The organism is Flavobacterium sp. (assembly GCF_044360715.1).
Lineage (GTDB): Bacteria > Bacteroidota > Bacteroidia > Flavobacteriales > Flavobacteriaceae > Flavobacterium.
This window is the reverse complement of record NZ_JBIKJY010000008.1, coordinates 1-22,763: the sequence shown is the minus strand read 5'-3', so window position 1 is coordinate 22,763 and position 22,763 is coordinate 1. Positions and strand designations below refer to the sequence as shown.

Below are 22,763 nucleotides of genomic sequence, written 5' to 3'. Positions count from 1 at the left end.
TTGAAACACAGATTGGAAAAATTTTTAAAATCTAAAATTTATTTTTTTTTGAAATCGTTTGTAAATATTTTACGAATAAATTGTGGATCTTTTCCAAAATTCAGAATAATTCCTACTTCACAACTTGTTGCTTTTAGATAATTTAGAATTTGACTTTCATGAACTTCTAAAAGATATTCTACTGTTTTTAATTCAATTATTATTGAGTTGTTTACAATGATATCTGGAAAATATTCTCCAACTAAATCATTTTTATAATACACATTTATCTTTTTCTTTTTTTCAATTTCAAAACCATACTTTTTTAATTCAATTGTCATGGCATTATGATATACTTTTTCAAGAAATCCATATCCTAATTCATTATAAACATTATAATAAATTCCAATTATTTGTTTGGTAAGCTCTTGATGAGGAAAATTTTTCATTATTTTGGCGTTTAAATGTTTTAAGGGCTTGTAAAAGATTTTATAAATTAAAATAATTTTTTAAATCTGTGTTTAAATGTTTTCGTATTAATAAAGTTTAAATTATTTTTTTATTAACCCTAATTCTACCAAACGTTCGTGCAAAAATTCGCCTGCAGTAATATTTTCATATAGTTTTGGATTTTTTTTATCGATACATTCTGGTAAACAATCTAATTTCATATCACTTACCGGATGCATGAAAAAAGGAATAGAATAACGTGAAGTACCCCATAATTCTCTTGGTGGGTTTACCACTTGGTGAATCGTAGATTTTAATCGGTTATTGGTATGACGAGATAACATATCTCCAACATTTATCATTAATTCATCTGGTTGCGCCATTGCATCAATCCATTGCCCATCGTGGTTTTGAACCTGTAGTCCTTTTCCTTGCGCACCCATTAATAATGTAATCAGATTGATATCTCCATGCGCTGCTGCACGAACTGCACCATCTTTAGGTTCATCTGTAATTGGTGGATAATGAATAGGTCTTAATATACTATTTCCTTCAGAAATGTAGGCATCAAAATAAAATTCATCCAATCCAATAAATAACGCCAAAGCACGAAGTACATAGATTCCTGTTTTTTCTAACATTTGATACGCTTCTTTTCCAGTGCTATTAAAATTTGGTAATTCAGAAACTGTTACATTTTCAGGATATTCATTAGCGTATTTTGAATTCGAATCTACATATTGACCAAAGTGCCAAAATTCTTTTAAATCACCCGCAGAACGTCCTTTAGCATGTTCTTTTCCAAACGACACATAACCTCTTTGTCCTCCAATACCAGGAATTTCATATTTTTCTTTTGTTTCAACAGGTAAACTGAAGAAATTTCTAACTTCGCTATACAGATTTTCAACTAAATTGTCATCTAAAAAATGACCTTTTAAAGCTACGAAACCAATCTCTTCGTAAGCTTTTCCGATTTCATTTACAAATTTTTGTTTACGTGCCGGATCTTCCGACAGGAAATCACGTAAGTCTACACTTGGAATTTTTTGCATGATAAAAAATTATTTGTTTTTCCAACTCATTTACCGGCTGGAATTCTTACTCTAACAAAGATAAAAAAAATTAGTTAGAAAAAACATAATTCAGAATATTCGCTCCCATTTTTAGGGCTTTTTCTCTAACATTTATAGGGTCGTTGTGTACTTCTTGGTTTTCCCAACCATCACCTAAATCGCATTCAAACGTGTATAAAAGTGCCAATCTATTTTCAATAAAAATACCGTAGGCTTGCGGTTGTTTGTTGTCGTGTTCGTGAATTTTTGGTAACCCGTTTGAAAAAGTATAAGGCGTTTGGAAGATAGGATGTGTTTTAGGAATTTCAACTAATGCCGTATTTGGGAAGAGTTTTTTAATTTCTTTTCTAATATATTCGTCCATTCCATAATTGTCATCAATATGTAAGAAACCACCTGAATTTAAATAATTTTGAAGATTTTGAATGTCGTTATTACTGAAAACTACATTTCCGTGACCCGTCATATGTACAAAAGGATATAAGAACAATTCTGCACTTCCTACATCAACGGAATTGACTTTAGGGTTTAATTTTGTTTTAATATTTTGATTGCAAAATTTCACTAAATTAGGCAATGAAGTAGGATTGGCATACCAATCGCCTCCGCCAGAATATTTTAAAACAGCAATATCTTGAGATAATCCCAAGTTCCAGAATAGTAAAATTCCAAAAGTTATAAATTTATTCATTTTGAATTACAATTGTATGGCAAGCCACTAAAGCTGCAGTTTCCGTTCTTAATCTTGTGTTTCCCAAAGTTACAGGAATAAATTCATTTTCAATAGCTAATTTGATTTCTTTTGAAGAAAAATCACCTTCAGGTCCAATTAATATTGTAATTGGATTGTCTTTTATAATTTCTTTAGCAAAAGATTTTTTATCAGCTTCTTCACAATGGGCAATAAATTTTTGACCAGAATGATTTTTTTTAAGAAATTCAGACAGCGTAATGGCTTCGTTTATTTTTGGTAAATAATACTGATTGGATTGTTTTGTAGCAGATTGAATGATTTTTTCAGCCCTATCTGTTTTATATATTTTTCGTTCTGAATGTTCGCAAATAATTGGCGTAATTTCGTGAATACCAATCTCGGTAGCTTTCTCTAAAAACCATTCAATTCTGTCGAGCATTTTGGTTGGAGCTACAGCAATATGTGTGTAAAAATTAGTGGGTTTAAAAAAGTGTTCTTCAACAATTTTTACTTCACATTTTTTTTCTAATCCTAAAATTATTTCAGAAATAAATAAATACCCTAAACCATTAGTAATATGTATTTTATGACCTTCTTGTTTTCGTAATACTTTAATAATATGTTTGCTTTCTTCTTTATCAAAAGTAAACGTTTTATCACCGGATTTTATTTCGGAATTATAGAATAATTGCATAATTTTAAAATTCAATTCTTGCTTTAGAAACGACGTCAGCTGTACTGAAATTTTCTTCTAAAAAGTTATAATAACCAACAATTCCAATCATTGCAGCGTTGTCTGTTGTGTATTCAAATTTTGGAATATACGTTTTCCAACCGTATTTTGATTCCGCTTCTTTTAAAGTATTTCTTATACCTGAATTTGCCGAAACCCCACCACCAATAGTAATTTGTGTAATACCAGTTTCTGATACAGCTAATTTTAACTTATCCATCAAAATTTCGATGATAGTATGTTGTATAGAAGCACAAATATCATTTAAATTTTCAGTGATAAAATGTTCATTTTCTGCTAATTTTTTCTGAATAAAATATAAAATTTGCGTTTTTAAACCACTAAAACTAAAATCCAAACCTGGTACTTTTGGCTTGGTAAAAACAAATGCTTTCGGATTGCCTAATTGTGCATACTTATCTATCAAAGGTCCGCCAGGATAGGGAAGGCCTAAGATTTTAGCACTTTTATCAAATGCTTCGCCAACCGCATCATCTGTAGTTTCGCCTATAATTTCCATTTCAAAAAAACTGGAAACTTTTACAATTTGTGTATGACCTCCAGAAATGGTTAAAGCAATAAAAGGAAAACTTGGTTTTTCGTAGCCTTCTTCATCAATAAAGTGGGCTAAAATATGTGCTTTCATATGGTTAATTGCCACTAAAGGAATATTTAAACCAAGACTTAACGATTTAGCAAAACTTCCTCCAACTAAAAGCGAACCCATTAAACCAGGGCCTTGAGTAAAGGCAATGCAATTTAAATTTTCTTTTGTAATTCCAGCTTTTTTAATTGCCATTTCCACAACCGGAACAATATTTTGCTGATGCGCTCTTGATGCCAATTCGGGAACCACACCGCCATATTCTTCATGAACTTTTTGTCCTGCCACAATATTAGATAACACTTTGTCATTGCACAAAACAGCTGCAGAGGTATCGTCGCAAGAGCTTTCAATTGCTAAAGTATATATATTTTTCGTATTTGTTAGGTTAGGCATGAATTTTGGTATAAAAGTATTGTATAAGTCTTACAAAATTGCTTATTTTTGTTGCTATTAGCAAATAAAAATAGATTTGTTTTGCAAAATTAAATAAATAAAATATTAAATCAGTAAAAAAAATAGCGGTTCGTTCCTTAATTGGAATGGTACTTTTTGTGCTTTTAGTAGCTATACTATTGGCCTTACCTGTTGTGCAAACAAAATTAGGGGCATACGCTACAGATCAGCTGAAAAAAGACTTTGGTGTTTCTATTACTATTGAAAAAGTGGCTATTAATCCGTTTGGAGGTGTTAAGCTGAAGGGAGTTTTGGCTTTAGACCATCATAACGATACGCTTTTTCATTTTAACCGAATTCATACTTCCATTTTAAGCTATAAAAAATTATATGAAAAAGGGCATCCTTATTTGGGCGACTTACAAGCCGATGAATTAAACCTGAAAATAATTCAATATAAAGGAGAAAAAGACACTAATTTGGACAAGTTTGTAGCTGCTTTTGATGATAATCCTCCGAAACCTTCTACTGGAAAATTTAGATTAAAAATAAATTCTATTTCCCTACAAAATAGTCGATTTAGGTATATTGATGAAAATTTAAAAACGCCTAAAGTATTAGATTTTTCTAATTTAAATGGACAATTAGACGATTTTTATGTAAAAGGTGCAAATGTATTTGCTTATGTATACAAGATGTCGTTTAAAGACCATAGAGGTTTGATAATGAAAAACTTAACTTCAGATTTTACCTACACCAAAAAGAACATTTTATTAAACGAATTAATTTTAGAAACGGAAAACTCTTCTTTTAAAGGAAAAACAGAACTACGTTACGATAGAAAGGATTTTAAAGATTTTAATAACAAAGTAATTTTCGATTTAGATATTAAAGAAGGTAAAATTTCGAGTAACGACTTAAATTTCTTCTATCCTGAATTCGGAAAAAATCAGAAGTTTTATATCGATTCACATATTTTAGGAACGTTAAATGATTTGAAATTTAATAACTTAAAGTTCAATGATTTAAATGACAATGAAGTAGTTGGAAATCTTCAGCTTAAAAATATTTTTGGTAAAGCTGACCAGAAGTTTTATTTGAAAGGAAGTTTCGACAGATTATCAGCCAGCCAAGCAAGTGTTAGTAAGCTCTTACCAAATCTGTTAGGGAAAAATTTACCCAAACAATTACAAAAACTGGGTAAAGTTGAATTGAAAGGGAAAGTAGAGCTTACTGAAAAATGGATTATTGCCGATGTAGATTTGTTTTCGAAATTGGGTCGTGCTATGGGCGATTTTAAAATGGATAAAATAGATACCATTGACCGTTCCACTTATGTAGGGAAGTTTCAGTTAGATAATTTTGATTTAGGTATTTTTTTAGAGGAAAAAGACTTGGGGCGTACATCTGTTAATGTTGATGTCGATGGAACCGGATTTTCTAAAAAATACTTGAATACCAAACTAAAAGGAAATGTAAGTCAGTTTAAATATAATGGCTATACATATAAAAATATTGATATCAATGGCACGATGAAGATGCCTTATTTTAAAGGACATTTGCATAGTAAAGACCCTAATTTATTGCTTACATTCGATGGTTTAGTTGATTTAAGTAAGAGAAAAAAAATATATGATTTTGATGTTGAAATTGAATACGCCAATCTTAAAAAAATAAATTTATACACCAAAGATGCTACTTCTGTTTTAGCAGGCTCTATTGTTATGCAAGCGCAAGGAAATTCATTAGATGACTTAGCCGGAACACTTAGTTTGAATGATATTTCTTACATCAATCCAAAAAATAAATATTATTTTGATGCTGCATCCGTAACGTCTTCATTCGATAATCAAAACATAAGAACAGTTTCTTTTCATTCGGATGATATTATTGAAGGGCAAGTAGTTGGTAAATATCAAACCAAACAAATTAAAAAAATACTTGAAAATGCTGTTGGTAGTTTGTATGCGAATTATTCGCCACATAAATTATCGAAAAATCAATTTTTAGATTTCGATTTTACACTTTATAATAAAGTATTGGAGGTATTGTATCCTGATGTTTCTATTGCAGAAAATACTCACTTTAAAGGAAAAATTAATGCCGATGCAGGTTTGTTTCAATTTGACTTTAATTCTCCATTTGTCAATGCTTTTGAAAATAAATTTAATGGTATAAAAATCGATATCGATAATAAAAACCCACTTTATAACACCTATATTGAATTAGATAGTTTAAATACTAAAAACTATAAAATATCTGAATTTAGTTTAATTAACTTAACCCTGAACGACACATTATTTGCCAGAACTGAATTTAAAGGCGGTGATAAAGGTGAAGATAAATTCGATTTAAATTTATTTCATACCATTAATAAAGACAAACAGTCGATTGTAGGTTTTAAAAAATCAGACATTACATTCAAAAATTTCCAATGGTATATTAATGAAAAAGAAACTGATGGAAATACGATAATTTTTGATAAACAGTTTAAAAACTTCAATTTCAATCAATTGACCTTATCTCATAATGATCAGTTTATTGATTTTAATGGAATAATGAATGGAAATACATACAAAGATTTTAATTTCACGTTTAATGATGTAGATATTTCCAAAATCACACCTGATATCAAAAATTTAAGTCTCGGTGGGAAACTAAATGGAAACTTAAAATACAAACAAGATAATTTAGTATATGAACCATCTACAGATTTAACTATTGACGGTTTACAATTAAATAATGACGATTTAGGAAATCTGAAATTAAAAGTCTTTGGTGATGAAAATTTCAAAACATTTAATGTTGATGCATCGATTGTTCATCAAGATGAAGTAACATTTTCAACAACAGGAACAGTAGACATAGTTAATAATCAGACGGTTTTAAATTTAGAGGCTGTTTTTGAAAACTTTAATATTAAACCTATTGGTGGCTTTTTAACAGGTATTTTAGACAATATACGAGGTATGGCTTCTGGTAAAACCAATATTGTTGGTTCAATTGATAATCCAGATGTAGATGGTGTTTTATATTTAAATAATGCAGGTTTACGTGTACCATATTTAAATGTAGATTACGATTTCGATAAAAATTCAAAAATCGATTTAACACAAGAAAAATTTATTTTTAGAGATATTGATATTATCGATGTAAACGAGAAGACCAAAGGAATTTTAAGCGGAACCATTTCTCACGAAAAGTTTGGAAATTGGGAAATGGATTTAAAAATAGCATCGGATAAGCTTTTGGTTTTAGATACAAAAGATGGAGATGACGCCTATTATTTTGGAAAAGCATATTTTGATGGTTTTGCGACAATCGAAGGTCCTGTAGAGGCATTAGTTATTAATGCAGAAGGGGAAAGTGCGAAAGGAACATCAATTAAAATTCCAGTAAACGATTCAGAAAGTGTTAGCGATAATGGTTTGGTTCATTTTACTACAAAAGAAGAGAAATTTGGCACAAAAACCACCATAAAACAACCAACCAAAACCTACAGAGGAATCGATTTGAATTTTAATTTCGCCATTACACCAAATGCAGAAATTGAAGTAATTTTAAATCGTGAGACTGGGCATTCTATGAAAGGAACGGGTAATGGATCGATGTTTATGAATATCAATACCTTAGGTAAATTTCAAATGACGGGTGACTTTATCGTCAACAAAGGAGAATATTTATTTAGATATGGGAGTTTAATTGATAAAAAATTCAATGTAAAAAACGGAGGAACAATTAGTTGGGATGGCGATCCATTGGGTGCGAAGTTAAATTTAGAAGCAGTGTACGCTTCACAAGCAAATCCAAATGTATTATTAGAGAATACTGCTTTCAATAAAAAAATTCCAACAGAAGTTAGTATTTTAATTACTGGTGAATTAAACGCACCACAATCCGATTTTAACATCAATTTCCCAAATGTAAATTCTGTTTTAAAAAGTGACTTGGATTACAAATTACAAGATAAAGATTTCAGGCAACAACAAGCTTTTGCATTATTAGCAACTGGAGGATTTTTTGCACCAAATAACACCAATTACTTTGGTTCTTTATTTGAAAAAGCGAGTAGTATATTTGGAGATGTATTATCAGACGGAGATAATAAATTACAACTGGGTGTAAATTATCAAATTGGAAACCGACAACAAGAAATTTCAGACAGAGCGCTTGTTACTTTAACGACTCAAATTAATGATAGAATTAGCATTAATGGAAACGTTGGTGTTCCAGTGGGTGGTATCAATCAATCATATGTTGTTGGAAATGTAGAAGTTGAAATGCGTTTAAATCCAGATGGAACATTAACCGCACACGTATTTAATAGAGAAAACGATTTAAATTCCAATACAATCGGACAAAATATAGGTTATACGCAAGGTTTAGGATTGTCGTATCGTGTAGATTTTGACGATTTTAAAGAGTTGCTACACAAGTTATTTAAATCTCAAAACGAAAAAGATAACGTTAACAAACCTATTAACGAATCAGATGATTCGGAAACCAATCCAGAGTTTATAAACTTTATAGAAGAAACTCGAAAACGACAAATTAAAGAAGAAAAAAAAGTCGAACCTAAGAACCGAGTTCCAGATATTAATGATGTGCATTAAATCAAGTTTTTTTGTTAATTTTTAGAAATTTATTAACGAAAACGTTTGAAAATAACATTATGACAAAAAATATGTCTTTTTTTAGCATAATATGTAATTTCCTTTACTAATTTTACAAATAATATAGTATTAAATATGTCAACAGCAATTAAAAAAATTGGAGTTTTAACTTCAGGTGGCGATTCGCCAGGTATGAATGCAGCCATTAGAGCCGTAGTTCGTGCTTGTGCTTATTATAATATTGAGTGTGTTGGAATATACCGTGGTTATCAAGGTATGATTGAAGGCGATTTTAAACCTATGGGACCTCGTGATGTAAAAAACATCATTAATAAAGGTGGAACTATATTAAAAACCGCACGTTCAAAGGATTTTATGACTGTTGAAGGAAGAAAAACAGCATACAATAATTTGAAAGCCAATGGAGTAGATTCACTTGTTGTTATTGGAGGTGATGGTACATTTACAGGTGCTGAAAAGTTTAATGAAGAATTTGGTTTTTCAGTAATTGGAATTCCAGGAACAATTGATAATGATATTTTTGGAACCAGTCATACTCTAGGATATGATACCGCATTGAATACAGTTGTGGATTGTATTGATAAGATTAGAGATACAGCCAATTCACACAACCGTTTATTCTTCGTAGAAGTAATGGGCAGAGATGCCGGACATATTGCGTTAAACGCAGGAATTGGAGCAGGAGCAGAGGAAATTTTAATTCCAGAAGAAGCTTTTGGTTTAGACCGATTGGTAGATTCTTTGAAAAAAAGTAAAGAATCAGGGAAAACATCAAGTATAGTAGTGGTTTCTGAAGGGGATAAAATAGGTAAAAACGTTTTTGAACTTAAAGATTTCGTTGAAGAAAATATGCCAGAATATGACGTACGTGTTTCGGTACTTGGGCATATGCAACGAGGGGGATCACCTTCTTGTTTCGACAGGGTTTTAGCTTCTCGATTAGGAGTAAAAGCAGTAGAAAGTTTAATAGAAGGCAAATCTAACTATATGGTTGGAATACAATATGACAAAATTTGTCTAACACCTTTAGAACAAGCCATTAAAGGACAAAGTGAAATTGATTTAGAACTTGTAAAAGTTTCAGATATCGTATCTTCATAATAAAAGGCAAAAGTAAAAAGTAAAAAGTAAAAAGTAAAAAGGCAAAAGTAAAAAAGTAAAGAGTGCTTTTCAACTCAATTAACAAAAGGATTCCAGAGGAATCAAATATTTAAAAATTATGTCAACAGTAAAATTAGGAATTAACGGATTTGGTAGAATTGGTAGAATTGTTTTTAGAGAAACATACAACAGAGACAATGTAGAAGTTGTTGCCATTAACGATTTATTAGACGTAGATCATTTGGCGTATTTATTAAAATACGATTCAGTACACGGTCGTTTTGCTGGTAAAGTAGAAGTTAAAGACGGAAAATTATACGTTAACGATAAATACATTCGTGTAACTGCAGAAAGAGATCCAGCTCAAATTAAATGGGATGAAGCGGGTATTAATGCGGATGTAGTAGCAGAATGTACTGGTTTTTTCACAACTAAAGAAACAGCAAATGCTCATATTGTAGGTGGTGCAAAAAAAGTAATTATTTCAGCACCTTCAGCAGACGCACCAATGTTTGTAATGGGAGTAAACCACGAAAAAGCAACAGCTGCAGATACTGTAGTTTCTAATGCTTCGTGTACAACTAACTGTTTAGCGCCTTTAGCAAAAGTAATTCACGATAATTTCGGAATTGTAGAAGGGTTAATGACAACAGTTCACGCATCTACTTCTACTCAAATGGTAGCTGATGGTCCTTCAAGAAAAGATTGGAGAGGTGGTCGTGCCGCTTCAGTAAATATTATTCCATCTTCAACTGGTGCTGCAAAAGCAGTAGGACAAGTAATTCCAGATTTAAATGGAAAATTAACAGGAATGTCTATGCGTGTACCAACGGTTGATGTTTCTGTAGTAGATTTAACTGTAAAATTAGCTAAAGAAACTTCTTATGCAGAAATTATGAGTGTGTTGAAACACGCTTCTGAAACGTCAATGAAAGGTATTTTAGGATACACAGAAGATTTAGTAGTTTCTCAAGATTTCGTATCAGATACACGTACTTCAATCGTTGATGCTAATGCAGGAATTGGATTAAATTCAACTTTCTTTAAATTGGTTTCTTGGTACGATAATGAATACGGATATTCTTCTAAATTAATTGATTTAGCTTTACATATCAATTCTTTAAAATAAAATTATTAAATAGAATATAGAAATCAAAAATTTGGTTTCTATATTCTATATTCTTTTCTCTATATTCTAAAAATCATGAAATTACTTGTAGATAGTGGTTCCACTAAAGCAGATTGGATTGCCATAGACACTAACGGGAAGGTATTATTTACCACACAATCATTAGGATTAAATCCTGAAGTGCTAACAAAAGAAGAAATAATTGCTCGTTTGGATGATAAATTTGATATTTCACATAATAAAGATAAAGCAGCTCATTTGTTTTTTTACGGTGCAGGATGTGGAACAGATCGTATGAAAAACTTCTTAACTGACGTATTTAAAGATTATTTTAAAAATGCTTCTGTTAATGTATACGAAGATACTTATGCTGCTGTTTTTGCTACTACACCAAAAAATCAAGAAGCCATTGTTTGTATTTTAGGAACAGGTTCAAATTGTAGTTATTTTGATGGGCACGTTTTACATCAAAAAGTACAATCATTAGGTTATATTGCTATGGATGATTGTAGCGGAAACCGTTTTGGTCGTCATCTATTACGTGGTTATTATTTTAATAAAATGCCTGCGAATTTGGCTTCAGAATTTGAAAAAGAATTTGATGTAGAACCAGATGCAGTAAAAGAAAATTTATATAAAAAACCAAATCCTAATGCGTATTTGGCTACCTATGCTAAATTTTTAATTAAGCATAAAAACACCGAATTCTGTCAGAAATATATTAGAGAAGAATTGGTTGCATTTGTAGAAAATTACATCATGCAGTTTGAAAATTGTAAAGAAATTCCTGTTCATTTTGTAGGTTCTATTGCTTTTTATTTAAAAGAGGAATTAGTAGCCGTTTTAAATGAATACGGAATCAAAATAGGGAATGTATTAAGACGTCCAATAGACGGATTAATAGAATTTCACGTGGCTAATAGTTAATAATATTAGCAAAAGTTAATTTGTTTTAAAAGCCCGAGTAGCGAAAGTTACTTGGGCTTTTTGTTTTTTAATCATACGAATTTTCAATGGTTACAGCACAAAATAGCTTAAAATTCAGTATTTTTGTAGTATAAATAGCAAGAATGAAAATCACACAAGTATTTAATAATTTTTTTGAAAGCGAAAAAGTGGGCGGTTTGATATTATTGGTTTGCACCATAACGTCATTACTAGTAGCTAATTCTACTTTTGGAGAAAGTTACCACCATTTTTGGTTAACCGAATTTTCAGGCAAACCTTTAGAATATTGGATTAACGATGGCTTAATGACCATTTTCTTCTTGTTAATTGGGTTAGAATTAGAACGAGAAATTTATCAAGGCGAATTGTCTAATATTAAAGACGCCTTATTACCCATATTTGCTGCTATTGGTGGAATGGCGATTCCTGCGGGAATTTATTTAGCATTTAATTTTGGTGCGGTTACGCAATCAGGTGCAGGAATACCTATGGCAACTGATATTGCTTTTGCTATTGGAATTTTATCGTTGTTAGGAAATCGTGTGCCTTTGTCATTAAAAATATTTTTAACTGCTTTAGCCGTTATTGACGATTTAGGTGCCATATTAATTATCGCTATTTTTTATACGAAAACCATTTTGTGGAGCAATTTAGCCATCGCTTTAGGCATATTTGTATTTCTTTATGTTTTGGGTAAATATTTTAAAGTTAAAAACCTACTTCCTTATTTAATTGGTGGTGTCTTTATGTGGTATTTTATGCTGCATTCTGGTGTACACGCCACAATTACAGGTGTGCTATTAGCTTTTGCTATTCCATTTGGAAGCGGTGGAAATAAATCTACTTCTTATATTTTACAACATATTTTACACAAACCTGTGGCGTTTTTAATCTTGCCTATTTTTGCCTTAGCGAATACCGCTATTGTAATGAATGGTAATTTAGCTGAAGTTGTTACGGAAAACTACAGTTTAGGTGTGGCGTTGGGCTTGGTTGTAGGAAAACCATTAGGTATTTTTATTCTTACTTTTCTTGTGGTAAAAATAGGTTGGTGCCAACTTCCAATTGATATGAATTGGAAATCCATTTTAGGAGTTGGGTTTTTAGGCGGAATTGGCTTTACAATGTCTATTTTTATTACACTTTTAGCGTTTGATAACTCAGAAATAATTAATAACACGAAATTAATCATTGTATTTTCCTCATTAATAGCAGGAATCGTTGGTTTTTTGTTCTTAAAAACAACTTTAAATCAACAACAAGAAGCTTAAACGTTGATTAAATTCCCAAACACTTCAAGTTATTTATAAAATAAGTATCAGGATTAGTAGTGTCTTTATAAATTTCCGACTTTAACTCTGGTTTAATTACAAAATTTACATCACCAGTTGCTGCTGCAATTTTAATTAAATACACTTTTGACGTTTTTAAATCTTCAAAATTTTCAGGTGTGAAATAAAAGAAACCAGATAAAATTCGCAGGTTATTTTTTTCTACAGCGTCGTACTGCAAGTCGTTACACGTTTCAGTATCTAAAGAATTAATAAGTTTCACTTGTTTGCCATTCGCCATTTCTAAATATATTTTCGTGCTTTTGTCTATGCATATTGGAGTTAAGAAGTCTTTACTCTTTTGTAAATATTGAAAATTCAAACCTATAAAACCATCCACATTAAAAAGCTTAAAAGTTAAAAATGATGTAGTATTTCCAAAAACACTTTCATCTACAATTTTATCTTTCAAAACACGTGTGTTACTGGTATCTGTAGCAACATCAATTTCATATTCGCAGGGTTTGTCTTGTGAAAACGTAAATTGAGTTAAAAAAAGTAAAACAGTTATTTTTAAAGTTTTCATATTTATAATTTTGTGCAAATTAATACAATTTTTTCGTTATTTATGTTGGTGGTAAAAAAAGCATAAACAGTGCCACCATCTGCAATTTTATATTTTTTTCTAATTTCTTCAACGGTTAAAGGGAAATTACGGGTTGTAATATTCATCTTCTTACCTTCAAGGTGCTTTTTAAGATTTTCTTTTTTAAACGGAATGACGTCATTAATGATAAATCGTCTTCCTGGAAAATCAATTAATTCAATATGGGTAAATAAATGCGAATGCGGATGTAATTTAGAAATATGTAGCGCATCGCACAAATAATCTACACCACCAGATTTTAATAATGGCGCATTCGGTTCATATAAAAATTCTTGTGGTAAACTAAAGCGTGCAGGCGTATGTTCACCTAAAATAAAAGTAGTACAATCTGTTTTTTCCTTTTGAATGTTTACGGCATTAAGTTCAATTTCAGCATCATATCCTTTTTCTAAAAGCCATAGAATCTCTTTTACTTCGTTTTCAATGGCTACGATATGAATGGATTTTATGTTTTCCAATTCCATACAACCTGCGGTAATATCTAATATTGGTGCAGTTTTTATTAAAATAGACTGACTTTTAGAAAAATACAAACTCAAATTTTCAGGAACATTTGGCAAACAATCTTTAAGTAAAAACACTTTTCCTTTTACATCACTTCGTCTGCTTGGATCAATATAAATCCAATCAAAAGTACGGTCCGATTGCATTAAAACATCGGTGCTGTTTTGTGCCAAACAAGTAATGTTAGTTACATTCAATACACCATAATTATGTTGCACTATTTCTGAAAGTGCCACGTTTCTTTCACAATGAATAACACGCTCAAATTTTTTCGAAAAATAATAATCATCCACGCCAAAACCACCGGTTAAGTCTATTAATGAGGTACCAGAAATTAATTCAGATTTGTATTTGGCAGTTATTTCAGAAGACGTTTGCTCTATGGAAATACTTGGCGGATAGTAAATGTTATCCGTGTTAAACCAAGTTGGAAGTTTATGTTGCGATTTGTTTTTAGATACGATTTGATTGATAATTTCTTTCCAATCTACTTCAGGAAAAGGGTTTTTAGATAACGCTAATTTTGAAATATTGGCTTGTAAAGACGAATTAATAAATTCTTGAATTTCGGCGGAGAGAAGTGATAGCTGCATTACAAACCTTTGGTTACAATTTGAATAAATGTGCTTTTAGGGTAAAACTCTTTCAGTACCACTTTTAAAGCCGTGTAAACAGGAATGGCAATAATCATTCCCAATATCCCTAATAGCGTTCCTGAAATTAGTGTTACCAAAAATATTTCTAAAGGATGCGAATTCGTGCTTTTAGAAAAAATAATGGGTTGACTAACATTATTATCAATAAGTTGCACAATAAAATAGCCAATAATAACATATAATGTGGTGGGCATTACTACCAATTGAAAATCTTCGTGAATGTGCCCCAATATGGTTAAAAACGCCGTCATTACTAAAGCAATTATAGGACCTATGTAAGGTATAATGTTTAAAATGGCACCTAAAAACGCAATAATAAACGCATTTTCTACACCAAAAATTAATAATACAATTAAGTACATTACAAATACCAATAATAGCTGTGTTAATAAGCCAATGGTGTATTTAGATAGCATATTTTTTATACGCAAAAGCGAAGCTAAAATGCGCCATCTGTGGTTCGCAGGTAAAACAGCTCGTAAATTTGTTGTAATTAGTTTTTGATCTTTCAATAAGAAGAAACATATAAAAAATATCGAGAAAATAGCCATTCCAAAATTTCCTATGGAACCAATTATCGAATTTAATATATCAGTAATAAAATTAAAATTAAACGATTGTGTAATCTTCTGAATGTCTATTAATTTTTTATACTGAATGTCATAGGTTTGCAACCAAACATCTACTTGATTGATAAATAACGTAGAATTTTTTTCTAACGCCACCATATCAAGTAACGCTAAATTTTTACTCTGACTGACTATTAAAGGCACAAATAATAACAAGATGCCAAACGCTAAAACAATAAACAGCGTTAATGACACGATAATAGCTAAAATAGGATGAACGCGTAACTTTTTTTGTAAAAAATCAGAAATGGGTTGCGCCACAAAACTTAATAAAATCGCTACAATAACATAAAGTAGTACCGACGAAATTACTCCAATAATATAGCCCAAAAACACTATGCCTGCAAGAATAAACAGCGTGCGAAGTAAAGCATTAGAAATGTTTTTAGATGTCATTTTGTAATGGGTAATTGAATTAAAAAACAATTAAATTGATGTCTCTATGCTCCAATTGAAACCAATCGGCGATGGATTTATTGGTTAAAATTCCGTGGTAAAAATAAATACCATTTTTCAATCCTTTATTGCAACGAATAGCCGTTTCAATACCACCATCTTCAGCAATGTTTATTAACGTTGGCGTGATAATATTACTAATTGATATACTTGCTGTTTTAGAATAGCGTGAAGGAATATTCGGCACACAATAATGAATGACATTGTTTTTTATAAAGGTTGGGTGTTCGTGTGTGGTAATTTCTGAAGTTTCAAAACAACCACCCGTATCAATACTTACATCAACAATTACGGCTCCTTTTTTCATATGTTCTACCATTGTTTCTGTAACTACAATGGGTGTTCTGTTTTCCCCTTTTAAGGCGCCAATAGCCACATCACATCTTCGTAAAGCTTTTAAAAGGGCTTTATCGTGAATGGTAGAGGTAAATATTCTTTGGTTTAATGTATTTTGTAACCGTCGTAATTTCGTAATAGAATTGTCAAATACTTTTACGTTAGCGCCTAAGCTTAATGCAGTTCGTACGGCATATTCTGCAACCGTTCCTGCGCCTAAAATAACAACTTCAGTAGGAGGTACGCCCGTGATGTTTCCAAAAAGCAATCCTTTACCATCATTATTATTAATCATTAATTCGGCAGCAATTAAAACCGAAGCCGTTCCTGCAATTTCACTTAACGATTTTACTGCTGGATACGAACCGTCGCTATCTTTAATAAATTCGAACGCTAATGAAGTGATTTTCTTTTTGGTAAGCGCTTCAAAATATTCTTTTTTCTGTGTTTTTAATTGAATGGCTGAAATCAGAATGGCTTCTAAATTCATCATTTCTATTTCTTCTAAAGTAGGCGGTTCTACTTTTAAAAGTATCGGACAAGAAAATACTTTTTTTGTATCTTGTGTTACTTCTGCGCCCGCATCTGCATATTCTTTATCAGAAAAACTGGCATTTTTACCCGCATCACTTTCAATCATTACACGGTGTCCGTGACTTACCAATGAACTCACCGCATCGGGTGTTAAACAAATACGACGTTCTTGGTAAGACGTTTCTTTAGGAATCCCTATAAACAATTCACTTTTGTGTTTGCCAATTTCCAATTTTTCTTCTTGCGGAAGCAATTGTTTGGCTGAAAATGGAGTATAGATTGACATACGTGTTTTGATTTTGTAGCCAAATTAAGTAATTTTCTATTAAGTTACAAGCGAGCAGCTAAATAATATAGAAAACCAATGGTTTGAGATGCTGAAACAAGTTAAGAATGTGAGGTTTTGTGGCTTGGCATAGTTACGAATTTCAGAACCGATTATTTTCATATTATCATCCATAAATTAGTACTTTATTTTGATTTAATGTCTTTCTAAAATAGGGGTTTTTAATAGCTTTTTCTTCTAATAAATCAATACTTCTTTCTAAAATGTTTTCAAGTGAAAACTTTAAGTTATAATAATTATCTCCATAATCTAAAACATCCAGATTTTCAAAATCAACAATTAAATCAACATCACTTTCGCTGTTAAATTTGTCGGTTAAAACAGAGCCAAAAGCATATAAAGATTTTACTTTATGTGTTTTGCATAAATTTAAGATATCATTATTATGATTTTCAATTAAGTTCATATAATTATTAATTTTAAAAAAAATACATAAAAAACATTAAGTTTCAATTTTTAACGATTTTTTGTAGCCTTGCCACAAGGTTCCGCAGCTACACAAGGTTCAAGGATTCGGAACCGATTATTTTCTATCAAAGATAAAATTTCTTGCGAGAAATAAACGTGTATTTACTACAAAATACGCAATCTTGCCAAACGCCTGTTACCACCAGTTATTTTTCTTTCGACCTTGTCAGCCACGGTGTTATTGTTAATGAAATTAGTCCTGCGGAAATAGCTGTCACAATTACGTTTCCGTATTGTTTATAGTCAAGTCCGATTAAAAGTCTTATCGAAATAATTGTCAAAGTTAGACCTGCTAAAATTGCCCAATATTTTAAATGTATATTTTCGTTTTCAGTCTTGTTTGTCGGCAGTTTATAAATGGCAAAAGCAATTACAAGTCCACCGAGTAAAGTCGAAGAATGTTGCAATATTTTTAAGATTGGAATTTGTCTGCCTAAAAAGTCAACCGAGTTTTGTAATGCTGGAATTGTCTGCACAAAATAACCGTGGTCGTGAGTAAAACTATCCCAAAAAATGTGTGAAGCCGCACCGATTAGAATTGAAATTGTCACTACGAACCAGTTTCTTTTAAAGTGTCCGTTCCAGTCAAACTGTCTAAATACTGAAAATCTTGATTTTAAAATTGTCGGCAAGTTGTCGAATAAACTGTCTCGAACAATGTTGTGAAAAATGAAAGCAAGCAACAGTCCTAAAGGTAAGTCGAACCAAAAAAGTCCGTCAATTGTGTGGCTGTAATTGCTCTTAATTCTCATTCTTAAAAAGTATTCAAAGTCTGGTGTCAAACTGCCGATTACAAGTCCAGTCAACGAGAACCATTGTCGAGGCAAAAATGTCAACGGTAAAACTATGGCTGGGTGTGAAAATGTAAATGGCATTTCTTTTTATCTGTTCGTTATTTGTTTTGCTGTCGTCTTTTATAATTGGTGGTAACGTTCCGCAGCTTGCAGAAGTGGCGGATTAAGGAAGCCTAAACTTTCGGTTAAACACTGACTTTGCAAGTACAAAACCAACTTTAAATTAAGCCCAAAACCCGCCATTTTTGCAAACCGCTGTTAGTGGCAGTTAATTTATTGTCGTTTAAATCGTTTGAAAAAAGTCCAAATTACTTCACAAGCATTCATATCTTGGCTTGTCTTTCCAATAATGGCTTCATTCAAATATTGATAACCTTGTGGCCAAGTATGTCCGCCATTTAAAACAACGTAACTCACCACTTCACTTCCATTAGTCACATTTGAATAAACTCGTTGCTTAATTGTTGTTCCGTCGTTTGCTATGTCTGGTAAGTCTGTTATAGTTGGTGTGGAATTACAACCATTAATTGTTACCCATTTGTCTATGGCTTGAAAATGAGATAAAACAGTACCTCCTGCTGTTCCTCCTGCTGTCATTTGTCCACCTGTGAATGGAACTAGTGGGTCAGTTGTTCCGTGAATATAAATTGCAGGAACTGGTCTGCCTGGATTACAACTTGTTGCTATTGTTGTCGCTTCTATTGTTGCAGCGTCCACTGCGATAGCGGCTATTCTATTACTTAATTCACAACCTAAACGAGAAGACATAAATCCACCATTTGAAATCCCTGTTGCATAGATTTTTGTACCGTCAACCGAATTATTTGCAATCATATAATCACACATTTGGTTGAAAAAACTAACATCGTTTATTCCTAATTGATTTGGTGTTGTTGGTCTTCCATCGTTCCAATTATTTTGAATTCCTGCTGGATAAACCAAAACAACTTTGTCTCTGTCGGCAATAGTTTTGAAATTAGCAATGTTTATCATTCCTTCTGGTGTTCCACTTCCTCCGTGAATAGCAAAAATCATAGGCATTTTTCCTGCGTTGTTGTAACCTGTCGGAAGATATACTATAAAACTTCTTGCGTTTCCGTCAACTGTTAGGTTTACTGTTTTTTGCTCACTCGGTCTGTCAGCCGGTGATGTTGAACTGTCATCTTTGTTACACGAAAGAAGCGTAAATAAAATTGTTAGTATAAAAATAGTCTGTCTCATTATATCTTTAAATTATTTTCAGGTTAGACTTTTCAGGTAGTGTTTGGTTTAATTGCCACTAACTTGTATATATGCGAAAATTTCAAAACCACTTTTATTCCAAATTGGAAAGATTGGCGAAAGTTTTTTTCACATTATTAAATCAAAAATAATAAAATATTTTGAAACTTTTTTACAAGAATAACCCTATTTTAATCATTTTTCAAAACCAATTCTCTTTTTCCATTAGGTAACTGTCTAATTACAATTGAGGCGTGGTCTAAAGGCAATAAATGTGGTATTTTTTCTGGCCACTCAATAAAGCACCAATTTCCAGAATAAAAATACTCGTCAATTCCCATATCATACGCTTCTAATTCGTCATTAATACGATACAAATCGAAATGATATAAAGGTTCACCCGTTTCCGATTCGTATTCGTTAACTAATGAAAAAGTAGGACTACTTGAATTTCCTGTAACGCCTAATTCTTTAACCAATTCCTTAATTAATGTGGTTTTACCCACACCCATAGTCGCGTGAAACGTAATTACTTTTTTTAAACTCGGTGTAGCAAGAATTTCTTTAGCTACTTTATTTATGTCTTCTAATGTGAATGTTGCAGTCATTTTTATGGGTTTAGGGTTAAAGGTTTAGGGTTAAAGGTTTAGGGTTCAGGGTTTATGGTTTAAGGTATACGGTTTTACCTTATACCTTTTACCTCATACCTTTTGCCTTTTACCTCATACCCAAAACCTTTTACCTATTCTACTTCGGATTTAAAACAATACACGGAATAATCATTTCTTCTAATGAAATTCCACCGTGCTGATACGTATTCCTATAATAACTTACATAATGATTAAAGTTGTTTACATACGCTAAAAAGAAATCGCTTTTGGCAAATATATACGAACTGGTCATATTTATGGTGGGTAAACCTATTTTTTTAGGATCTTTTACAGCGTACACATCTTTGTCTTCGTACGTTAAACTTCTACCTGTTTTGTATCGTAAATTTAAACTGGTGTTTTTATCGCCAATCACTTTCGATGGATTTTTGCAGTTAATCGTACCGTGGTCGGTAGTAATAATAAGTTTAAAACCCATTTGTTGTGCTTGCTGAATCATTTCTAACAAAGGCGAATTTTTAAACCAACTTAACGTTAAAGAACGATACGCTTTGTCATTAGACGCCAATTCTTTTACCACATCCATTTCGGTTTTAGCGTGCGATAACATATCTACAAAATTGTACACAATAGTAGTTAAATCATTGTTTTTACACGATTTAAAATTATCTACTAACTTCTTACCATCACGTAAATTGGTGATTTTATAGTATTCGCTTTTAATATTTAAACCCAAACGTTTTAGTTGTTCGTTTAAAAAATCAGCTTCGTGCATATTTTTTCCACCTTCATCAGTATCGTTTTTCCAATATTGTGGGTATTTCTTTTCCATTTCTAACGGCAACAATCCTGCGAAAATAGCATTTCGGGCGTATTGAGTAGCGGTTGGTAAAATAGAGTAGTAGTTCACTTCCTTTTCAGGTTTGTAATGATTGAATACAATGTTTTCGAAAATTTTCCATTGATCCAAACGCAAGTTATCTATCACTACAAATAGAATAGGTTTGTCTTTCTTACGAATTTCAGGTGCTACCAGTTCGCCAAATAATTTATGAGATAAAATCGGTTTGTCTGCTTTTTCATCAAACCAATCTTCGTAATTACGTTCAATAAATTTTCCAAATTGCAAATTGGCTTCCGCTTTTTGGCTTTCTAATATTTGAATTAAGTTTTGGTCTTCTATGGTTTCCAATTCAATTTCCCAATACACTAATTTTCTATAAAATTCCGCCCATTCATCAAACGAGTTTACCATTGCCATTTCCATCGCAATTTTTCTAAATTCTTTCTGATAATCTAACGTAGTTTTTTCAGAAATTAAACGCGAATGGTCTAAGTTTTTCTTTAAACTCAATAAAATCTGATTCGGATTTACGGGTTTTATTAAGTAATCGGCAATTTTACTACCAATGGCTTCTTCCATAATGTATTCTTCTTCACTTTTTGTAATCATAATTACAGGAGTGGAAGATTTAAATTCTTTCATTTCCGATAGCGTTTCTAAACCCGAAAGTCCAGGCATATTTTCATCTAAAAAAACCACATCAAAGGCGGTTTCTTTGTATAAGTCAATCGCGTCTTGTCCGTTGTTACACGTAGTCACGGTATAGTTTTTCTTTTCTAAAAATAAGATATGTGGCTTCAATAAGTCAATTTCGTCGTCTACCCAAAGTATTTTTATATTGTTCATCGTATGTCTGATTTAAAAGTGCAAGTTACTATATGTTAAACGTAAATTTTCTTAAAAATTGTGTAAAATTTTAAGAAATTAGAAAATAATTCAGTGTATGAAACATCAAATTGGGATTGAGTAAGAATACAATGAATTATCGCATACGTTTATAAGTAATTCTTTTCATTCTGGTTTTTAAATCTTTTGAGGGTTTGTAATTAATTTTTGCCGCTTTAATATTCGATTTTCCTAAAGCTGCTTCTGTATCCGCAGGTGTGCCAGTTAAATTTAGTTGAAAGGTACCTAAATTATCAATTCTAACGATATTCCCATTTGCTAATGATTCGCCAATAACATCGCTTAAAGCCATAATTACACCAAAGCAATCTGGTCGACTCATAGTAGTTCTGCTTGCCACTATACGGGCTAAATCATCTAAATTTACTTCTCCTTTGCTTACGGCACAAGGGTAGTATTTTGTTTCTGGAGGCGATACCAAACTGTTTTTTTTAGGTATCATTTTAAATTGTACGGACATATAAATAAGTTAGTAACGATAAAAAAAGTAATTTAACCTTACAAATATATTAAAAGATGTACATCTTTTTGAATAAAGTTATACATCTTTTAGGTAAAAGATGTACATCTTTTGAATGAAAGTCGTACATCTTTTTAAATTATTAAAAGGTGTAGTTGATTTTTACTACTGGTTAAAAAGAAATAAAAGTGCTGTTGCTTTTGTTTTGTAGGAATCATTCTACAAGGCTATTGACGCTTTTTTTATTAAATTTGAAATTAACAAGTACCGTATTTTGTTGAAGATAAAAAAACAATAAGTAATAATTGTCATTTCG

The 22,763-nt window shown here is 31.5% G+C and carries 20 protein-coding genes; 5 read left to right on the top strand and 15 right to left on the bottom strand.

Annotation, left to right across the window (positions count from 1 at the left end; genetic code table 11):
- Positions 1 to 38: 38 nt before the first annotated feature.
- The 5 genes from ACIQ16_RS04165 to tsaD form a co-directional block, all read right to left on the bottom strand.
- Positions 39 to 428 carry a GxxExxY protein gene (locus ACIQ16_RS04165; protein ID WP_396148926.1) on the bottom strand — a complete coding sequence of 130 codons (390 nt, stop codon included), beginning with the start codon at positions 426 to 428 and terminating at the stop codon, positions 39 to 41.
- Positions 429 to 530: 102 nt separating this feature from the next.
- Complete coding sequence (locus ACIQ16_RS04160; protein WP_396148924.1) at positions 531 to 1,484, bottom strand: isopenicillin N synthase family dioxygenase; 954 nt, start codon at positions 1,482 to 1,484, stop codon at positions 531 to 533.
- A gap of 70 nt (positions 1,485 to 1,554) precedes the next feature.
- Positions 1,555 to 2,196 (bottom strand): DUF4159 domain-containing protein, encoded by a 642-nt coding sequence (locus ACIQ16_RS04155; protein ID WP_396148922.1) that lies wholly within the window; start codon positions 2,194 to 2,196, stop codon positions 1,555 to 1,557.
- On the bottom strand, positions 2,189 to 2,893 hold the full coding sequence (locus ACIQ16_RS04150) for a 16S rRNA (uracil(1498)-N(3))-methyltransferase (RefSeq protein ID WP_396148920.1): 705 nt from the start codon (positions 2,891 to 2,893) through the stop codon (positions 2,189 to 2,191). The genes ACIQ16_RS04155 and ACIQ16_RS04150 overlap by 8 nt, the downstream gene beginning before the upstream one ends.
- 4 nt (positions 2,894 to 2,897) lie before the next feature.
- Positions 2,898 to 3,932 (bottom strand): tRNA (adenosine(37)-N6)-threonylcarbamoyltransferase complex transferase subunit TsaD, encoded by a 1,035-nt coding sequence (gene tsaD, locus ACIQ16_RS04145; RefSeq protein WP_396148918.1) that lies wholly within the window; start codon positions 3,930 to 3,932, stop codon positions 2,898 to 2,900.
- Between the two features lie 146 nt (positions 3,933 to 4,078).
- On the opposite strand from tsaD, the gene ACIQ16_RS04140 reads away from it, so the two are divergent.
- From ACIQ16_RS04140 to nhaA, 5 genes are all read left to right on the top strand, one after another.
- Positions 4,079 to 8,545: a translocation/assembly module TamB domain-containing protein gene (locus tag ACIQ16_RS04140; protein WP_396148916.1), complete on the top strand. Its 4,467-nt coding sequence runs from the start codon at positions 4,079 to 4,081 to the stop codon at positions 8,543 to 8,545.
- A 135-nt stretch (positions 8,546 to 8,680) separates the two neighbouring features.
- Positions 8,681 to 9,667, top strand: coding sequence for a 6-phosphofructokinase (pfkA, locus tag ACIQ16_RS04135; protein WP_396148914.1), 987 nt, complete (start codon positions 8,681 to 8,683; stop codon positions 9,665 to 9,667).
- Positions 9,668 to 9,785: 118 nt separating this feature from the next.
- On the top strand, positions 9,786 to 10,796 hold the full coding sequence (gene gap, locus ACIQ16_RS04130) for a type I glyceraldehyde-3-phosphate dehydrogenase (protein WP_396148912.1): 1,011 nt from the start codon (positions 9,786 to 9,788) through the stop codon (positions 10,794 to 10,796).
- A gap of 75 nt (positions 10,797 to 10,871) precedes the next feature.
- Complete coding sequence (locus ACIQ16_RS04125) at positions 10,872 to 11,723, top strand: N-acetylglucosamine kinase (protein WP_396148909.1); 852 nt, start codon at positions 10,872 to 10,874, stop codon at positions 11,721 to 11,723.
- A 143-nt stretch (positions 11,724 to 11,866) separates the two neighbouring features.
- Complete coding sequence (nhaA, locus tag ACIQ16_RS04120) at positions 11,867 to 13,015, top strand: Na+/H+ antiporter NhaA (protein ID WP_396148907.1); 1,149 nt, start codon at positions 11,867 to 11,869, stop codon at positions 13,013 to 13,015.
- A 7-nt stretch (positions 13,016 to 13,022) separates the two neighbouring features.
- Here the strand turns inward: nhaA and ACIQ16_RS04115 are convergent, their stop codons facing one another.
- From ACIQ16_RS04115 to ACIQ16_RS04070, 10 genes are all read right to left on the bottom strand, one after another.
- Entirely contained in the window at positions 13,023 to 13,601 is a 579-nt protein-coding gene (locus ACIQ16_RS04115) for a hypothetical protein (RefSeq protein ID WP_396148905.1), read from the bottom strand.
- Positions 13,602 to 13,603: 2 nt separating this feature from the next.
- On the bottom strand, positions 13,604 to 14,779 hold the full coding sequence (locus ACIQ16_RS04110) for a class I SAM-dependent methyltransferase (RefSeq protein WP_396148903.1): 1,176 nt from the start codon (positions 14,777 to 14,779) through the stop codon (positions 13,604 to 13,606).
- The gene (locus tag ACIQ16_RS04105) at positions 14,779 to 15,867 is read right to left on the bottom strand and encodes an AI-2E family transporter (protein ID WP_396148901.1); all 1,089 of its coding nucleotides are present in this window, start codon (positions 15,865 to 15,867) and stop codon (positions 14,779 to 14,781) included. The genes ACIQ16_RS04110 and ACIQ16_RS04105 overlap by 1 nt, the downstream gene beginning before the upstream one ends.
- Positions 15,868 to 15,886: 19 nt before the next feature.
- On the bottom strand, positions 15,887 to 17,083 hold the full coding sequence (locus tag ACIQ16_RS04100) for an alanine dehydrogenase (RefSeq protein WP_396148899.1): 1,197 nt from the start codon (positions 17,081 to 17,083) through the stop codon (positions 15,887 to 15,889).
- A gap of 166 nt (positions 17,084 to 17,249) precedes the next feature.
- Positions 17,250 to 17,549: a nucleotidyltransferase family protein gene (locus ACIQ16_RS04095; RefSeq protein WP_396148897.1), complete on the bottom strand. Its 300-nt coding sequence runs from the start codon at positions 17,547 to 17,549 to the stop codon at positions 17,250 to 17,252.
- 208 nt (positions 17,550 to 17,757) lie between these two features.
- A complete protein-coding gene (locus ACIQ16_RS04090) occupies positions 17,758 to 18,486 on the bottom strand; it encodes a DUF4184 family protein (protein ID WP_396148895.1) in 729 nt (242 codons plus the stop codon).
- A gap of 192 nt (positions 18,487 to 18,678) precedes the next feature.
- Complete coding sequence (locus ACIQ16_RS04085) at positions 18,679 to 19,626, bottom strand: alpha/beta hydrolase family esterase (protein ID WP_396148894.1); 948 nt, start codon at positions 19,624 to 19,626, stop codon at positions 18,679 to 18,681.
- A 191-nt stretch (positions 19,627 to 19,817) separates the two neighbouring features.
- On the bottom strand, positions 19,818 to 20,234 hold the full coding sequence (tsaE, locus tag ACIQ16_RS04080) for a tRNA (adenosine(37)-N6)-threonylcarbamoyltransferase complex ATPase subunit type 1 TsaE (protein ID WP_396148892.1): 417 nt from the start codon (positions 20,232 to 20,234) through the stop codon (positions 19,818 to 19,820).
- Positions 20,235 to 20,373: 139 nt separating this feature from the next.
- Entirely contained in the window at positions 20,374 to 21,927 is a 1,554-nt protein-coding gene (locus tag ACIQ16_RS04075) for a response regulator (RefSeq protein ID WP_396148890.1), read from the bottom strand.
- A 136-nt stretch (positions 21,928 to 22,063) separates the two neighbouring features.
- Complete coding sequence (locus ACIQ16_RS04070; RefSeq protein ID WP_396148888.1) at positions 22,064 to 22,447, bottom strand: HU family DNA-binding protein; 384 nt, start codon at positions 22,445 to 22,447, stop codon at positions 22,064 to 22,066.
- Positions 22,448 to 22,763: the final 316 nt, after the last annotated feature.

Coding starts and splice junctions, on each gene's coding strand:
- tsaD (WP_396148918.1), bottom strand. CDS start 3,932: ATGCCTAACCTAACAAATACGAAAAATATATATACTTTAGCAATTGAA.
- pfkA (WP_396148914.1), top strand. CDS start 8,681: ATGTCAACAGCAATTAAAAAAATTGGAGTTTTAACTTCAGGTGGCGAT.
- ACIQ16_RS04160 (WP_396148924.1), bottom strand. CDS start 1,484: ATGCAAAAAATTCCAAGTGTAGACTTACGTGATTTCCTGTCGGAAGAT.
- ACIQ16_RS04150 (WP_396148920.1), bottom strand. CDS start 2,893: ATGCAATTATTCTATAATTCCGAAATAAAATCCGGTGATAAAACGTTT.
- ACIQ16_RS04100 (WP_396148899.1), bottom strand. CDS start 17,083: ATGTCAATCTATACTCCATTTTCAGCCAAACAATTGCTTCCGCAAGAA.
- gap (WP_396148912.1), top strand. CDS start 9,786: ATGTCAACAGTAAAATTAGGAATTAACGGATTTGGTAGAATTGGTAGA.
- ACIQ16_RS04095 (WP_396148897.1), bottom strand. CDS start 17,549: ATGAACTTAATTGAAAATCATAATAATGATATCTTAAATTTATGCAAA.
- ACIQ16_RS04140 (WP_396148916.1), top strand. CDS start 4,079: ATGGTACTTTTTGTGCTTTTAGTAGCTATACTATTGGCCTTACCTGTT.
- ACIQ16_RS04090 (WP_396148895.1), bottom strand. CDS start 18,486: ATGCCATTTACATTTTCACACCCAGCCATAGTTTTACCGTTGACATTT.
- ACIQ16_RS04085 (WP_396148894.1), bottom strand. CDS start 19,626: ATGAGACAGACTATTTTTATACTAACAATTTTATTTACGCTTCTTTCG.
- ACIQ16_RS04110 (WP_396148903.1), bottom strand. CDS start 14,779: ATGCAGCTATCACTTCTCTCCGCCGAAATTCAAGAATTTATTAATTCG.
- ACIQ16_RS04070 (WP_396148888.1), bottom strand. CDS start 22,447: ATGTCCGTACAATTTAAAATGATACCTAAAAAAAACAGTTTGGTATCG.
- nhaA (WP_396148907.1), top strand. CDS start 11,867: ATGAAAATCACACAAGTATTTAATAATTTTTTTGAAAGCGAAAAAGTG.
- ACIQ16_RS04115 (WP_396148905.1), bottom strand. CDS start 13,601: ATGAAAACTTTAAAAATAACTGTTTTACTTTTTTTAACTCAATTTACG.
- ACIQ16_RS04165 (WP_396148926.1), bottom strand. CDS start 428: ATGAAAAATTTTCCTCATCAAGAGCTTACCAAACAAATAATTGGAATT.
- tsaE (WP_396148892.1), bottom strand. CDS start 20,234: ATGACTGCAACATTCACATTAGAAGACATAAATAAAGTAGCTAAAGAA.
- ACIQ16_RS04105 (WP_396148901.1), bottom strand. CDS start 15,867: ATGACATCTAAAAACATTTCTAATGCTTTACTTCGCACGCTGTTTATT.
- ACIQ16_RS04155 (WP_396148922.1), bottom strand. CDS start 2,196: ATGAATAAATTTATAACTTTTGGAATTTTACTATTCTGGAACTTGGGA.
- ACIQ16_RS04125 (WP_396148909.1), top strand. CDS start 10,872: ATGAAATTACTTGTAGATAGTGGTTCCACTAAAGCAGATTGGATTGCC.
- ACIQ16_RS04075 (WP_396148890.1), bottom strand. CDS start 21,927: ATGAACAATATAAAAATACTTTGGGTAGACGACGAAATTGACTTATTG.